The following is a 13,086-nucleotide window of genomic DNA, read 5'->3' as shown; positions in this document are numbered from 1 at the left end:
ATTCATGGTTGCACCACCAAGGCCAAAGTTTGTGCATCTGTGGCACTGTCTCGATTCGATTCAGTCCAAGATACGGTGACGGTACACAAGCCGTTGAACGGCGGTGCCGGGAACCAAATGGAAGGAGGCTCAGCCGTTGTTATGTTGGCTGGCACATTGGCGTTGCGCACACAATTGATGGTGCCTTGCGCATTGGGCAATATGAAAGACAAGCTTTCGGCCCATTGCTCCAAATCATAGGCAGCCAAATCAGCATAAGTACAGGGCGAAGCCAAGGTACAAGTGGTGGTGCCTACCGCTGCGGTGCCATTGTAATCATCGTTCCACAAAGCCGTGGGGTTGGCGCGCATGCGATCCACCATGTTCTCCGCCAAAAAATTGGCTTGAGAACGCAAATAGCCATTGTGGTTGTTTTTCACTGAAATGGACATCAAGCCAGCAATACCCAACAGACCAAATGAAAAAACCATCACCGCCACCAAGACTTCAAGTAAGGTAAAGCCTTGGGCAGATTTTTTTGTTACGGCATTCATGGTTTCACCACCCTGGCTGAGCCGGAAGGACTGATTAAAATGTTGCGCAGGTTGTTGCTGATGGCCGTTGAACCATTGACGCTGGGGTCATCTTCGATGGCAAACTGGGTACCCAAGCCACCGCGCAATGCGCCCACGTTGTTGTATATCAGATCACCAGTGAAGCCACCCGATTGGGTGACCTTCAAGTTCCTGGGCAAAGCCGGTTGTACATAAACCAACTCGTCATTGTTACCCAACTCATCAAGGGTGAAAATTTGCCAGCCGTCTCTCCAATTACTGCCATTGCGATCAACGATCACATCCACCCCTTGCTTGATGGCCTCATTTCTGGCCACAGTTAAGCTGTAGACGATTTCGTTGGACATGTCACTCACCTGCTTCCTGATTTTAAAGTCACGGTAGCTGGGAACGCCCCATGCCAGCAGGATGGAACCCACCAGCAAGGTAACGAACAACTCGACGAGCGTGAACCCTTTATTTTTTTGAATCATGTGCACTTGATTGTCATACTATTTTGACCGACTTACATCATAAGTGAAGCCGGTCAAGGCAACAAGCAAGCTCAAGAGGATTCCGATTGGCGGTATCAATCGGCAGATAAACGGTTGATTGGGGCGCTATTTTTGCACCAAGCGCAATTCTTTGGGCAACGCAAACACCATGTTCTCAGGCTCCCCATCCAATTCAGTGACACTCACATCAGGATTCTGATCACGGATCGCTTCAATCACGTCTTTAACCAATTTCTCTGGGGCCGAAGCACCGGCTGTCAAGCCCAAGGTATTGACCCCTGAAAACCAGGATTGATCGATGTCTGCTGCGCCGTCAATCAGATGCGATCGAACCCCTTCTCGCTCGGCCAGTTCCTTCAAGCGATTGGAATTTGAACTGTTGACGCTGCCGACCACCAGCACCATGTCGGCCTGATCAGCCAACTGCCGCACGGCCGTCTGGCGGTTTTGCGTGGCATAACAGATGTCATCATGTTTGGGGCCTTGAATGCGCGGAAAGCGCTGGCGCAACTTGGCAATGATGTCACGGGTGTCATCCATCGACAAAGTGGTTTGTGTGACATAAGCGATGCGGTCGGGCTGATTGACTTCTATGGCCTGGGCTTCAGCCACTGAGTCGACCAAATAAATGGCCCCCTGGCCTTGCAGTCGGTCCCATTGCCCCAAAGTCCCTTCGACTTCTGGATGACCGTGATGACCAATCAAAATCAGGTCAAATCCTTGTTTACAGTAGCGGAATACTTCAATGTGGACCTTGGTCACCAATGGACAAGTGGCATCGAACACCTTCAATTGACGCTGTTCGGCCTCCTGTCTGACGGCTTTGGACACCCCATGCGCGGAAAAAATCACGATTTGATCATCAGGAATTTCATCCAACTCATCGACAAAAATGGCCCCACGATCACGCAGCTTATTGACCACGTACTGATTGTGCACCACTTCATGTCGCACATAGATGGGCGCCCCAAAAGAATCCAGCGCACGATTGACAATGTCAATGGCACGATCAACCCCGGCACAAAAACCGCGAGGGTTAGCCAGCAGAATTTTCATGGTCTTTCTCGGGTTTGTTTTTGAACGCGTCGATGATCAACAAGACCGCGCCCAAGGTGATGGCGGCATCGGCCACGTTGAAGGCCGGCCAATAATAGTTGTGATAATGCAATTCAATGAAATCCACCACATACCCCAGCTGCACCCGGTCCCAGATGTTTCCCAAGGCACCACCCACAACCAAGGCCAAGGCGGTGTTTTGTAACTTCATGTGGGGTTTGTTTTGCCACAACCAGTACAACAACCACACCACAATCACGATGGCCACCACCGAAATGAAATACCGTTGCCAACCTGATTGGTCGGCCAACAGGCTGAAAGCGATGCCTTCATTGTGCATCAAAGTCAGGTTAAAAAACCCAGTGATTTGATGCGGCACATACAATTCAAAAGCCTGGCTGGCCCAAGCTTTGGTGAGCTGATCCAACAGCAACACCAAGGCACTGAGCCACAGTAACTTCAAGCCTGAGTTGGGCAGCCGCATCAAGCAAACCTCCGCACTTCACCTTGGTGATCGACGTTGTCCACACAACGGCCACAAATCTTGGGGTGCGCCGGATCGACCCCCACATCCTGCCTGATGTGCCAACAGCGTTCACACTTTTCGCCGGCGGCGGTTTGGGCCGTGACGGCCATTTGTTGACCATCAGACAATTCAATCACGGCCGCACCACCCCGCTCTTCCCAACGCAAAATGTGGGCTTCGGAAGTGATCAAGACAAAGCGAAATTCATCATCCATCACATGCAAAGATTCATACAAGTCATCGGACAAGTACAGCTTCACTTCGGCATCCAATGAGGCACCGATGTCACCAGCCACCCGCAACGCTTCCAAACGCTTGGAGACCACTTGTCTGATTTCGGCAATCGCACGCCACTTATCGGCTTGATCATCAAACGATGCGGCAGGTAATTCATACCAGGTCTCGAACAACACATGTCGCTCACCGCCTTGGGCCAGCCTGATTTCATCGGCGGTGAAGGTTAAGATGGGTGCGATCAAGCGTTGTAATGCCTGTAAAATGTGGTGCATGGCGGTTTGTGCTGACTGCCGGGCCACGCTGTTTTGATGACAGGTATACAAGCGGTCTTTGATCACGTCCAAATAAAAGGCCCCCATGTCTTGTGAGCAAAAGTGCAGCACTTTCTTGAACACCAAGTGCAGTTGATAACTGTCATAACAAGCCAGCACCTCGGTTTGCAGTTGCTTGGCTTGGTTGATGGCCCACAGGTCTATTTCGGTGCATTCAGACAAAGCCAAACAATCTTCAGCAGCAAATTCATTCAAGTTACCCAACATGAATCTGGCGGTGTTGCGAATGCGACGGTAGCCATCGGCAGCCCGATTCAGAATTTCATCCGAAATGGTCATTTCGCCGCGGTAATCTGCCGACGCCACCCACAGGCGCAAGATGTCGGCACCCAAGGTGTTGACCACATCTTTGGGTGAGATCACATTGCCCAAAGACTTGGACATTTTCTTGCCGTCTTGATCAACCACAAAACCATGGGTCAACACTTGTTTATAGGGCGCATGTTGGTTGATCGCCACCCCAGTCAACAGCGATGAATGAAACCATCCGCGGTGCTGATCTGAACCTTCCAAATACAAGTCTGCGGGTTCGGTTAATGCGTCATTTTGTTTCAGCACACAGTAATGGGTCACACCAGAATCAAACCACACGTCCAACACGTCAGTGACCTTTTCATAATCGTCCACGTGCTCACCCAAGAACTGCTGATCATCGAGCTCAAACCAAATGTCCATGCCTTTGACTGCAACCTGGTCGGCCACTTGGCGCATGATGGAGACCGTTTCGGGGTGCAGATCGCCGGTTTGCTTGTGCACATAGATGGTGATTGGTACGCCCCAAGTTCGCTGTCTGGAAATACACCATTCTGGGCGATTTTCAATCATTTTGTAAATGCGTTCTTCACCCCAGCCTGGGATCCACTCGACCCGCTTGATTTCTTGCAATGCCTGGCTGCGCAAGCCTTCTTTGTCCATGCTGATGAACCATTGTGGGGTGGTGCGAAATGCCGTGGGTGTTTTGTGCCGCCAACAATGGGGGTAGCTGTGCCTGATGGATTCGTGGTGCAACAATTGACCCGCTTGAGACAAGGCTTCGGTCACGGTTTTGTTGGCTTCCCACACATGCTGTCCAGCAAACAGGGGGGTGTCAGGCAGGTATGTGCCATCCCCATCCACCGGATTATAGATCTCCAAACCATAGCGCTGACCCACCACGAAATCATCGACCCCGTGACCCGGTGCGGTGTGAACGGCACCGGTACCGGCTTCGGTGTTGACGTGCTCGCCCAAGATCACCGGCACCTGTTTGTCATACAAAGGATGTTTTAATGACAAGTGCTCCAAGGCCTGGCCAGCCACCGTCGCCAAAACCTGGGACTGGTCCACACCCAATCGTTGCATCACCCCATCCACCATATCGGCGGCCACCACCAACAGTTTGTCTGGGTGCCCTTGGACCAGGGCATAATCCAGCTCGGGGTGCAATGACACCGCCTGGTTGGCAGGAATGGTCCATGGGGTGGTGGTCCAGATTGGCAGCGCCGTTGGCTGCGACTGAGCGGCCACCCCGAAGGCAGCGGCCACCGCATCGGCATCGATGAAATCAAACGCCACATCAATCGATGGCGAGGTTTTGTCTTGGTATTCAATTTCGGCTTCAGCAAGAGCCGAACCGCAGTCAAAGCACCAGTTGACCGGTTTCACGCCTTTCTCAATGTGCTTGTTCTCAACGATTTCGGACAGCGCCCGAATCATGTTGGCTTCGTAGTCAAATGATTTGGTGGTGTAGGGCTGATCCCAATCTCCCAACACCCCCAAACGGATGAAATCTTGTTTTTGGATGTTGATTTGGGTGTCGGCATAATTACGGCATTTCTCTCGAAAAGTTTTGGCATCCACTTTCTGCCCCACTTTGCCGACTTTTTTCTCCACTTGGACTTCGATCGGCAAGCCATGACAATCCCAGCCAGGCACATAAGGTGCCCGAAAGCCAGACATGGTTTTGGACTTGACGATGATGTCTTTCAGGATTTTGTTGACCGCATGGCCGATGTGAATGGCTCCATTGGCATAGGGCGGGCCATCATGCAACACAAACAAAGGGCTGTCTTGATGGTGTTGTTGCAAGGCCTCATACAAACCCTCTTTATGCCATTGCTTGATCCATTGTGGCTCCTTGGTGGCCAATGAAGCCTTCATTTTGAAATTGGTTTTGGGTAGATTGAGCGTATTCTTATAATCTTGGCTCACACCGGTTCTCCTGAATTGTTGGCAAAATACTCTCTGGCTTGCTGCACATCTGTTTCAATGGCAGCGGTCAATGCCGTTAAACTGTCGAATTCTACTTCATTTCGCAGCTTTTGAAAAAACAAAACTTCAACACTTTGCCCATACACCGCTTGCTTGAAATCCAACACATGGACTTCAATGCGTTTGGCATTGCCACCGACGGTGGGATTGTAGCCAACCGATGCCACCGCCGGCCACCAACGGCCTTTGATTTTGATTTTGACCACGTACACGCCGCGCAAGGAAAAGGCCCCTGATTTCCATTCCAAATTGATCGTGGGATAGCCCAGCTGACGGCCCAGTTGTTTGCCTTTGGCCACGCGACCCAATACATTGAATTGTCGTCCCAACAACGCCTCCACCTGCGTTAAATGACCTTGTCTGAGCTGTTCTCTGATGCGGGTGGAACTGACCCGGTGACCTTGCACCATAACCGAAGGCATGCGCTGCACCGAAACACCATCAACCGCAGCCAATTCTTGTAACAAGGGAAAATCACCTTGCCGCCCAGCCCCAAATCTGAAATCATCACCCACCAGCACATGCTGGGCCTGTAAGCCATGTAATAAGATGTGTTGGTAAAAATGACTGGCAGACATGGCCGCCAATTGACGATTGAAATTCAAACAACACATCACATCCACGCCCAAGTTGGCCAACAATTTAAATTTGTGCTTAAAAGGGGTCAGCACTTCTACCGCCATGCGGCCATTGAAGTATTGGGCCGGCAATGGGTTCATGGTCACCACCACCGACTGCGTTTGGCGCGCCTTGGCCTCTGCCACCACCGTTTTGACCAGGGCCTGGTGGCCCAGGTGAACCCCATCAAAGTTACCGATGGTGACACAAGTGTTGCCCGAGATTGGCCAGTGATGAGGGTATCTGATCAGTTTCATGCCATCTGTTTGTGGGCCCGCAGCAGGCCCATTGAAATTAAATAAACCGCGGCACCAACGGCGATCACCAGCAGTAAATTGAGGAACCGTTGATAACCACCCAACAGGTGCCAAGCCGGCAACCAGGACACCATGTATATAATGACTGCGGCCATCAAAGCCAATGCCAGCAGCAATTTCCAGAAAAATACCGGCGCCATCAAACCGCCGGTGATGATCTGATCGGCCCGCAGTTTCCGATACAACCAAAAGCATTGCATCCAAGCTGAACTGACGCCAGCTATGGCCAATCCCACATGCAATGACACCACGCCCCAATAATACAACAGACCGACAAAAACGAAATTCAAAATGACGTTGATCAACATGGCCTTGAGGGCAATCTTCACCGGCGATTTGGCGTCTTTTCTGGCATAGAATGCCGGCAACAGCACCTTGTTGGCCACAAACGCTGGCAAGCCCACCATGAACACCATCAGACTGTAGGCAGTGAAGGTGGCATGTTCAATGGTGAATTGATCATAGGCAAACAAAGTGATCACCACCGGCTTGGCCAACAGCAACAAGCCCACGGCCGAAGGCAAGGCAATGAACATGGCCAAGGTCATGGCCCAACGCAAAGTTTGTTGGTAATCGGCATGGTCCTGGGCCGCAAATGAAGTCGACAAGCGCGGCAGAATCACGGTTGAAATGGCAATGCCGAACAAGCCCAAGGGAAACTCAACCAGCCGGTCGGTGTAATAAAGAAAGGTCGGCGATCCCACCAGCGGCAACAAGGTTGCCAACATGGTGTCGATCAACAGATTGATTTGCGCCACCGAGGAGCCCAACAAAGTCGGCAACATCAGGGTCATGACCTTTTTCACTTCAGGATCATGGAATTTCACCACCGGTTTAGGCAACAGCCCCAAGCGCATCAGCGCGGGAATTTGAACCAACAACTGGATCACGCCAGCAATCAGCACCCCAACGGCCAAGGCTTTGACTGGCACCGCAAATTCATCACGTAAATACAATGCCGACCAAATCAACACCAAGTTCAACAGAATTGGGGTGGCGGCCGGCAAGGCAAACCGTCCGAAGCTGTTGAGAATGCCTGCACTGAAAGCCACCAGGGAAATGCAAAACAGATAAGGTAAGGTGATGCGCAGCATGTCAACGGTGTGATCAAACACCGCCTCATGTTCCAAAAACCCCGGGGCAAAGATCGCAATCACACCCGGGGCCAACAATTCCAGTACCGCCACCACGATCACCAGCACCACCACCAAACAACCAAACACATGGTTGAGATATGCTTGCAACAAAGGCCGGCTGTCCTTGGCTTTGATCTCATTCAACACCGGGATGAAAGCCAGTGAAAATGAGCCCTCAGCAAACAAGCGCCGCATGAAATTGGGAATTTTAAACGCCACAAAAAACGCATCAGTCCACAAATTGGCGCCAAAGAATCGGGCGAGCAACACATCGCGAATGAACCCTGAAATGCGAGACAACAAGGTCGCGAAACTCACCACCGCAGTGGATTTAATCAAATTCATTCAATTAATAACCTATCCATGTTGACTAATCATGGCATTAGTGGGAAAATGCCGCGTTTTTTAAAATTCTTGTTGTTAAGGAGAAATAGGTTTGGCAAATTCAGCATCTGCAAGAAAACGCGTTAGACAAGCTGCTAAAAACAGGCAGCATAACATGAGCTTGCGCTCAAAAGCACGCACATCAATGAAAAAAGTAATTGCGGCCATTGAGGGTGGTGACAAAGCCGCTGCTCAAGAGCTTTTCAAAGCCATGGTTCCAGTGGTTGATGGTGTGGCCAGAAAAGGCTTGTACCACAAAAACAAAATTGCAAGACACAAAAGTCGTTTAAATGCAAAAATCAAGGCGATGTCTTAACCCGCGCAAAGTCAATAAACACGCCAGGTTTGAACATCTGGCGTGTACCATATTTCACACCTGTTTTAATCTCATTTTCTGACATCTTCTGTCAGTTCCAGCGTCAAATTCGCGATCCGCTCACAAAACGTGACAAAAAAAGTCAATGATTTGCAAAAAATGTGAATTTCGTCACTCATTTCTTAGAAAAACCGTGTTAATATCGACACTGGGCATAACTATAATGATTGTTTGAGCAATATCATGAATATTGAAAAAGAAAAAATATCGGTTAAATTTCTGAAAGTGGGCATGTATGTATGCAAACTTGACAGATCTTGGCTCGATACCCCATTCCCGTTCCAAGGCTTCTACATCCGCAGCCAAAATGAAATCAGGGACCTGAAAGCGTTTTGTGAATTTGTTTACATTGACGTTGAAAAAGGCAAGTCCCTGAACAGTGAGCCAGAAATTTCAAAACCCTCGCCACTGCTGCGCAAAAAAGAAGTCGGCAACAAATACCGCGGACGCATCAAACCTTTCATCGTAAAACATGACTATTACACTCAAGCTTTAAAGCCCATCAAGAAAGAGTTTGGTCCCGCACACAATTTAATGATCGACCTGAACAGCGCCATTGAAGAAACCAGCTTCAACTTGCGCGTAGGCAAAGGTTTGAACATCAAGAAAACCAAGCAGATTGCCTCGCAGGTGGTCAATTCAGTCATTCGCAACCCCAACACTTTGGTGTGGTTGACCCAGTTGAAAGAAAAAGGCCAGTATATCTATGGTCACTCACTGCGCTCCGCCATCTTGTCAGCCGTGTTCGGCAGACATTTGGGTGTTCGCGAAGACCAATTAGAGATCTTGGTCTCTGGTGTGTTGTTGGCAGACATTGGTAAAACCAAGTTGAGCCGCAAACTGTTGGAAAAAGCCGAAGCATTGACCGATGAAGAGCGCAAGCTGTTTGAATCTCATGTCGAGTTGGGCGTAGAGATGCTGGCCAAAGACCGCACCTTGGATCACAACATTCTGACCATTGCCGAAACCCACCATGAGCGTTTCGATGGCAGTGGGTATCCTTATGGCTTGGTGGGAGACGAAATCCCAGCCTTTGGTCAAATTGCTGGTATCGTTGACACCTTTGACGCCATGACCAGCAAAAAACCATACGGTCAAACCTACACCTCTTCACACGCGATGGAATGGTTGTTTAAACAACGCAACAAACTGTTCAGTGGTAAGTTGGTTGATGAGTTCATTCAAGCCATTGGCTTGTACCCTGCGGGTTCAGTGGTGCAGTTGTCTGACGGCTCAACCGGCCTGGTGCTTTCTCACAACAAAGAGAAACGCCTGAAGCCTGAAGTGCTGTTGATCAAAGACACACAAAACAAAACACTAGAGAAACCCAAGTTTGTTGATTTGTCGAAGAAAGCCATGTTCTCCAACAAAGAAAGACCTTGTATCACTGGCGCTTTGAAAGCCGATGCATTGGACATCAATGTGGATGACATCATCAGCAGCTTCAACAACCGCAACTTGGTACAAAAACTGCTGACCGCATAATCTAATTACCGGTTTAAAAACACAAAACCTTGTTATAATAATTCGCTTTATAACAAGGTTTTTTTATGCAGCAGTATTTGGATTTTGCCCAACACATCCTGGATCACGGCGTCGACAAATCTGACCGCACTGGCACCGGTACTCGCAGTGTGTTTGGTTACCAAATGCGCTTCGATTTGCAGCAGGGCTTTCCAGTTCTTACCACCAAAAAACTGCACCTCAAATCCATCATTCATGAGCTGCTGTGGTTCTTGGCAGGTGACACCAACATCCAATATTTAAAGGACCATGGTGTGCGGATATGGGATGAGTGGGCCGATGAGCATGGCGACTTGGGCCCGGTTTATGGCCACCAATGGCGTTCCTGGCCCACGCCCAATGGCGAAACAGTTGACCAGATTTCTCTGCTGTTGCAACAAATCAAAAACAACCCCGACTCCAGACGCCACATCGTCAGCGCCTGGAATGTGGCCGATGTCGATCACATGGCCCTGCCCCCTTGCCATTGCTTGTTCCAATTTTACGTGACCGAAGGGCGCCTGTCCTGCCAACTCTATCAACGCAGTGCCGATGTGTTTTTGGGGGTGCCCTTTAACATCGCCTCCTATGCCTTGTTGACCATGATGATGGCACAAGTCTGTGACTTACAGCCCGGCGAATTTGTCCACACCTTTGGCGATGCGCACATTTACAGCAACCACATGGAACAAATCAAGGAACAATTGTCGCGCTCCACTTTTGACTTACCAACCATGCACATCAATCCTGACGTGACTGATCTGTTCGCCTTTCAATTTGATGACTTTGAATTGATCAACTACCAGGCCCATCCACACATCAAAGGTGTGGTGGCGGTATGAAGATCACCCTGATTGCGGCGATGGATCGCCAGCAATTGATTGGCAAAGACAATCAATTGCCATGGCATTTACCCGCAGATCTGCAGTTTTTCAAGCAACAAACCATGGGCAAAACCCTGTTGATGGGACGCAAAACTTGTGAGTCCCTGCCGTTTGCCCTGCCGGGTAGGGAGAATTGGGTGCTCAGTCGCAACCCATCATTTCACCGCAAAGGTTTCACCACCATCACCGACCTGAACGCCTTGCCTGAGGTCGATGAATTGATGGTCATTGGGGGGGCCAAAATCTACCAATTGATGCTGCCCCAAGCGACCCACATGATCATCACCCGAATTCAAGCTGAATTGAGTGGCGACACCCATTTCCCCGAGGTCAATTGGGCTGCATGGCAAGTGGACCGGTTGACCAACCACCCGCCAGCAGTGGACCACCCGGACTGGGCATTTGATTTTGTGTTTTATCGCAGAGTCAACGATTGAAGTCAGTTCAATTCACGGTGCTGCAACATGTTTTGGATTGATTTGCGTTCCAAAAACTCATGTAAAGACTCCACCAAAAACACCGAACGGTGTTGACCGCCGGTACAACCGATGGCAATGGTGATGTAACTGCGGTCATTGGCTTGAAACTCACTGATCCATTTCTTGGCAAAATAACACAGGTCATCCAAATATTCTTGGACGATGGATTCTTGCTGCAGGAATTGTTTCACTGCGGCATCCTGACCAGTCAGGTTGCGCAATTCGGCATGCCAATAGGGGTTCGGTAAACAACGCGCATCGAACACAAAGTCGGCATCAAAGGGCACCCCCCGTTTGAAGGCAAATGATTTGACTATGACACTGACGCTTTCATTGCGCTGACTCATGATTTGCCAGATCTGTTGCTTCAACTGTTGTATTTTTAATTGACTGGTGTCGATGATCAAATCAGCATGGGCCTTGAACTCACTCATCAACTGGTTTTCAATTTTGATGGCCTCAGTCAGGCTGTACTTGTGCTGGTCAGTGGACAAAGGGTGGCGCCTGCGGGTTTCAGAATACCGTTTGAGAATGGTCTTGGGATCGGCCGACAAAAAAATTATTTTGATCTTTAAAGCACTTTGATCAATGCTCTCTAAGAGCTCATTGAAGGCATTCAAATCGCTGTTTTTGTTGCGGATGTCAATGCCCACAGCCACCTTGGGGTAAAACTCTTGGTCGGCACTGATGTTTTGCGCCAACTGATGCAGCATGTTCACCGGCAGGTTATCGACACAATAAAATTCCATGTCTTCCAACGACCTGAGGACCACCGTTTTGCCGGCGCCTGACAGACCCGTGACTATGACCAATTGTTGCATAATTGAAAGCCTTTCAAAATGGCGTCGGTCAATTGTTCACGATCCTCGGCCAATATCAAATTTTTATACAAGCGGTGCTGGCGAAATAAATACGCCGTTTCCTTCATCAGCTCCTGGTGTTGTTTGGTGATTCTTTCAGGGAAAGCGATGCCGATAATCAAACTAACCTTTACATCATCAATGCTTTCATAATCAATGGGTTGTGCCATTTTTATAACACATGCCCTGAGGTCATTTTCGGCCAAACATTTGCCATGGGGCACGGCCACACCATTGCCCAAAGAGGTGTTCCCCAGTTTTTCACGGTCGACAAAGCTGTGGTAAATCTTGAGGCTTTCGCCATGTTCATTGGCCAACAAATTGGCCATGGTCTCAAACAACCTTTTCTTGCTGATAAAATGATGATTGATGATCATTTTATCTTCTTCCAGTAAATCAATGATTTTCATGTGGTTCAATTAAAAAGGCCTAACCAACGGTTGTTGACAACCGGTTAAGCCTTGGGGTTTATCTCAATGAGTTGGGTGGTCAGTAACTGACCTGGTTCATTTTAAACGCTTCTTCACGGTGATGGTCGGTCACTTTGTCTTTATGCCGACGGATTTGTTTGTCCAGTTTATCCACCAACAAATCGATTGATTTGTACAGGTGGTCTTCGGTTGAATCGGCAAAGAAATCTTTGCCCCCAATATGCATGGTTGCTTCTGACTTGTGTCTTACTTTTTCTACACTGATGATCACATGCGCATTCAACACTTGATCAAAATGTCTTTTGATGCGCTCAAATTTGGTTTCTATGTAATTTCTGATGGGTTCGGTGACTTCTAATTGGTGACCAGTGATTGTTAAATGCATATGACTGTACCTCTTGCTTTGAGCCCTTGGCTCAACTTAATGAAACTCCCCAATGGTCTGTGTCAGGGTTGTCGACAACCGGCATGGGTGAAGACGTGGCAGTGAAGACGCGGTTTTGGGGAACTGTGTTGTTTGGTGTAACGGAGCCTGATGGCTTGGATTCAAAACCTTGGCACAAGAAGAAATCAGTATGGCTGTGGCTTTGAAAAAATGATCTGAATTGATGACTTTCATGTGGCTCCTGTATATTCAATATACCTAAAC

At 49.1% G+C, this 13,086-nt stretch carries 14 protein-coding genes; 4 read left to right on the top strand and 10 right to left on the bottom strand.

Annotated features, from left to right (window positions below; all coding sequences use genetic code 11):
- Window positions 1–2: 2 nt before the first annotated feature.
- From pilV to murJ, 7 genes are all read right to left on the bottom strand, one after another.
- A complete protein-coding gene (gene pilV / locus K7G70_RS11880) occupies window positions 3–533 on the bottom strand; it encodes a type IV pilus modification protein PilV (RefSeq protein ID WP_223788870.1) in 531 nt (176 codons plus the stop codon).
- A complete protein-coding gene (locus K7G70_RS11875; RefSeq protein WP_223788869.1) occupies window positions 530–1,027 on the bottom strand; it encodes a GspH/FimT family pseudopilin in 498 nt (165 codons plus the stop codon). The genes pilV and K7G70_RS11875 overlap by 4 nt, the downstream gene beginning before the upstream one ends.
- 126 nt (window positions 1,028–1,153) lie before the next feature.
- A complete protein-coding gene (gene ispH / locus K7G70_RS11870; protein ID WP_223788868.1) occupies window positions 1,154–2,104 on the bottom strand; it encodes a 4-hydroxy-3-methylbut-2-enyl diphosphate reductase in 951 nt (316 codons plus the stop codon).
- Entirely contained in the window at window positions 2,085–2,588 is a 504-nt protein-coding gene (gene lspA / locus K7G70_RS11865; RefSeq protein WP_223788957.1) for a signal peptidase II, read from the bottom strand. Before lspA ends, ispH begins: the two co-directional genes overlap by 20 nt.
- Window positions 2,588–5,389: an isoleucine--tRNA ligase gene (gene ileS / locus K7G70_RS11860; protein WP_431310023.1), complete on the bottom strand. Its 2,802-nt coding sequence runs from the start codon at window positions 5,387–5,389 to the stop codon at window positions 2,588–2,590. Before ileS ends, lspA begins: the two co-directional genes overlap by 1 nt.
- Window positions 5,386–6,324, bottom strand: coding sequence for a bifunctional riboflavin kinase/FAD synthetase (locus K7G70_RS11855; RefSeq protein ID WP_223788867.1), 939 nt, complete (start codon window positions 6,322–6,324; stop codon window positions 5,386–5,388). The genes ileS and K7G70_RS11855 overlap by 4 nt, the downstream gene beginning before the upstream one ends.
- Entirely contained in the window at window positions 6,321–7,865 is a 1,545-nt protein-coding gene (gene murJ / locus K7G70_RS11850) for a murein biosynthesis integral membrane protein MurJ (protein WP_223788866.1), read from the bottom strand. Before murJ ends, K7G70_RS11855 begins: the two co-directional genes overlap by 4 nt.
- Before the next feature lie 91 nt (window positions 7,866–7,956).
- On the opposite strand from murJ, the gene rpsT reads away from it, so the two are divergent.
- The 4 genes from rpsT to K7G70_RS11830 all read left to right on the top strand — a co-directional run bounded on the left by rpsT (window position 7,957) and on the right by K7G70_RS11830 (window position 11,104).
- Window positions 7,957–8,220 carry a 30S ribosomal protein S20 gene (gene rpsT / locus K7G70_RS11845; RefSeq protein WP_223788865.1) on the top strand — a complete coding sequence of 88 codons (264 nt, stop codon included), beginning with the start codon at window positions 7,957–7,959 and terminating at the stop codon, window positions 8,218–8,220.
- Window positions 8,221–8,463: 243 nt separating this feature from the next.
- Entirely contained in the window at window positions 8,464–9,765 is a 1,302-nt protein-coding gene (locus K7G70_RS11840) for a cyclic di-GMP phosphodiesterase (RefSeq protein ID WP_223788864.1), read from the top strand.
- A gap of 65 nt (window positions 9,766–9,830) precedes the next feature.
- Entirely contained in the window at window positions 9,831–10,625 is a 795-nt protein-coding gene (locus K7G70_RS11835) for a thymidylate synthase (protein ID WP_223788863.1), read from the top strand.
- The gene (locus tag K7G70_RS11830; protein ID WP_223788862.1) at window positions 10,622–11,104 is read left to right on the top strand and encodes a dihydrofolate reductase; all 483 of its coding nucleotides are present in this window, start codon (window positions 10,622–10,624) and stop codon (window positions 11,102–11,104) included. Before K7G70_RS11835 ends, K7G70_RS11830 begins: the two co-directional genes overlap by 4 nt.
- Window positions 11,105–11,106: 2 nt before the next feature.
- Here the strand turns inward: K7G70_RS11830 and rapZ are convergent, their stop codons facing one another.
- The 3 genes from rapZ to hpf form a co-directional block, all read right to left on the bottom strand.
- Window positions 11,107–11,967: an RNase adapter RapZ gene (rapZ, locus tag K7G70_RS11825; RefSeq protein WP_223788861.1), complete on the bottom strand. Its 861-nt coding sequence runs from the start codon at window positions 11,965–11,967 to the stop codon at window positions 11,107–11,109.
- Window positions 11,949–12,416, bottom strand: a complete 468-nt coding sequence (locus K7G70_RS11820; RefSeq protein ID WP_223788860.1) for a PTS sugar transporter subunit IIA — start codon at window positions 12,414–12,416, stop codon at window positions 11,949–11,951. Before K7G70_RS11820 ends, rapZ begins: the two co-directional genes overlap by 19 nt.
- A 79-nt stretch (window positions 12,417–12,495) precedes the next feature.
- Complete coding sequence (hpf, locus tag K7G70_RS11815) at window positions 12,496–12,822, bottom strand: ribosome hibernation-promoting factor, HPF/YfiA family (protein WP_223788859.1); 327 nt, start codon at window positions 12,820–12,822, stop codon at window positions 12,496–12,498.
- Window positions 12,823–13,086 lie beyond the last annotated feature (264 nt).

Origin of the sequence: Marinicella meishanensis, from assembly GCF_019931145.1 — a bacterium.
GTDB classification, from domain to species: Bacteria; Pseudomonadota; Gammaproteobacteria; order Xanthomonadales; family Marinicellaceae; genus Marinicella; species Marinicella meishanensis.
The sequence above is the reverse complement of the archived record's forward strand: the minus strand, read 5'-3'. Positions and strand labels throughout refer to the sequence as shown.

Excerpts from the sequence above, each read along its gene's own strand:
- rapZ (WP_223788861.1), bottom strand. The coding sequence starts at position 11,967 with ATGCAACAATTGGTCATAGTCACGGGTCTGTCAGGCGCCGGCAAAACG.
- K7G70_RS11830 (WP_223788862.1), top strand. The coding sequence starts at position 10,622 with ATGAAGATCACCCTGATTGCGGCGATGGATCGCCAGCAATTGATTGGC.
- K7G70_RS11855 (WP_223788867.1), bottom strand. The coding sequence starts at position 6,324 with ATGAAACTGATCAGATACCCTCATCACTGGCCAATCTCGGGCAACACT.
- murJ (WP_223788866.1), bottom strand. The coding sequence starts at position 7,865 with ATGAATTTGATTAAATCCACTGCGGTGGTGAGTTTCGCGACCTTGTTG.
- pilV (WP_223788870.1), bottom strand. The coding sequence starts at position 533 with ATGAATGCCGTAACAAAAAAATCTGCCCAAGGCTTTACCTTACTTGAA.
- K7G70_RS11875 (WP_223788869.1), bottom strand. The coding sequence starts at position 1,027 with ATGATTCAAAAAAATAAAGGGTTCACGCTCGTCGAGTTGTTCGTTACC.
- ispH (WP_223788868.1), bottom strand. The coding sequence starts at position 2,104 with ATGAAAATTCTGCTGGCTAACCCTCGCGGTTTTTGTGCCGGGGTTGAT.
- lspA (WP_223788957.1), bottom strand. The coding sequence starts at position 2,588 with ATGCGGCTGCCCAACTCAGGCTTGAAGTTACTGTGGCTCAGTGCCTTG.
- hpf (WP_223788859.1), bottom strand. The coding sequence starts at position 12,822 with ATGCATTTAACAATCACTGGTCACCAATTAGAAGTCACCGAACCCATC.
- K7G70_RS11835 (WP_223788863.1), top strand. The coding sequence starts at position 9,831 with ATGCAGCAGTATTTGGATTTTGCCCAACACATCCTGGATCACGGCGTC.
- K7G70_RS11840 (WP_223788864.1), top strand. The coding sequence starts at position 8,464 with ATGAATATTGAAAAAGAAAAAATATCGGTTAAATTTCTGAAAGTGGGC.
- K7G70_RS11820 (WP_223788860.1), bottom strand. The coding sequence starts at position 12,416 with ATGAAAATCATTGATTTACTGGAAGAAGATAAAATGATCATCAATCAT.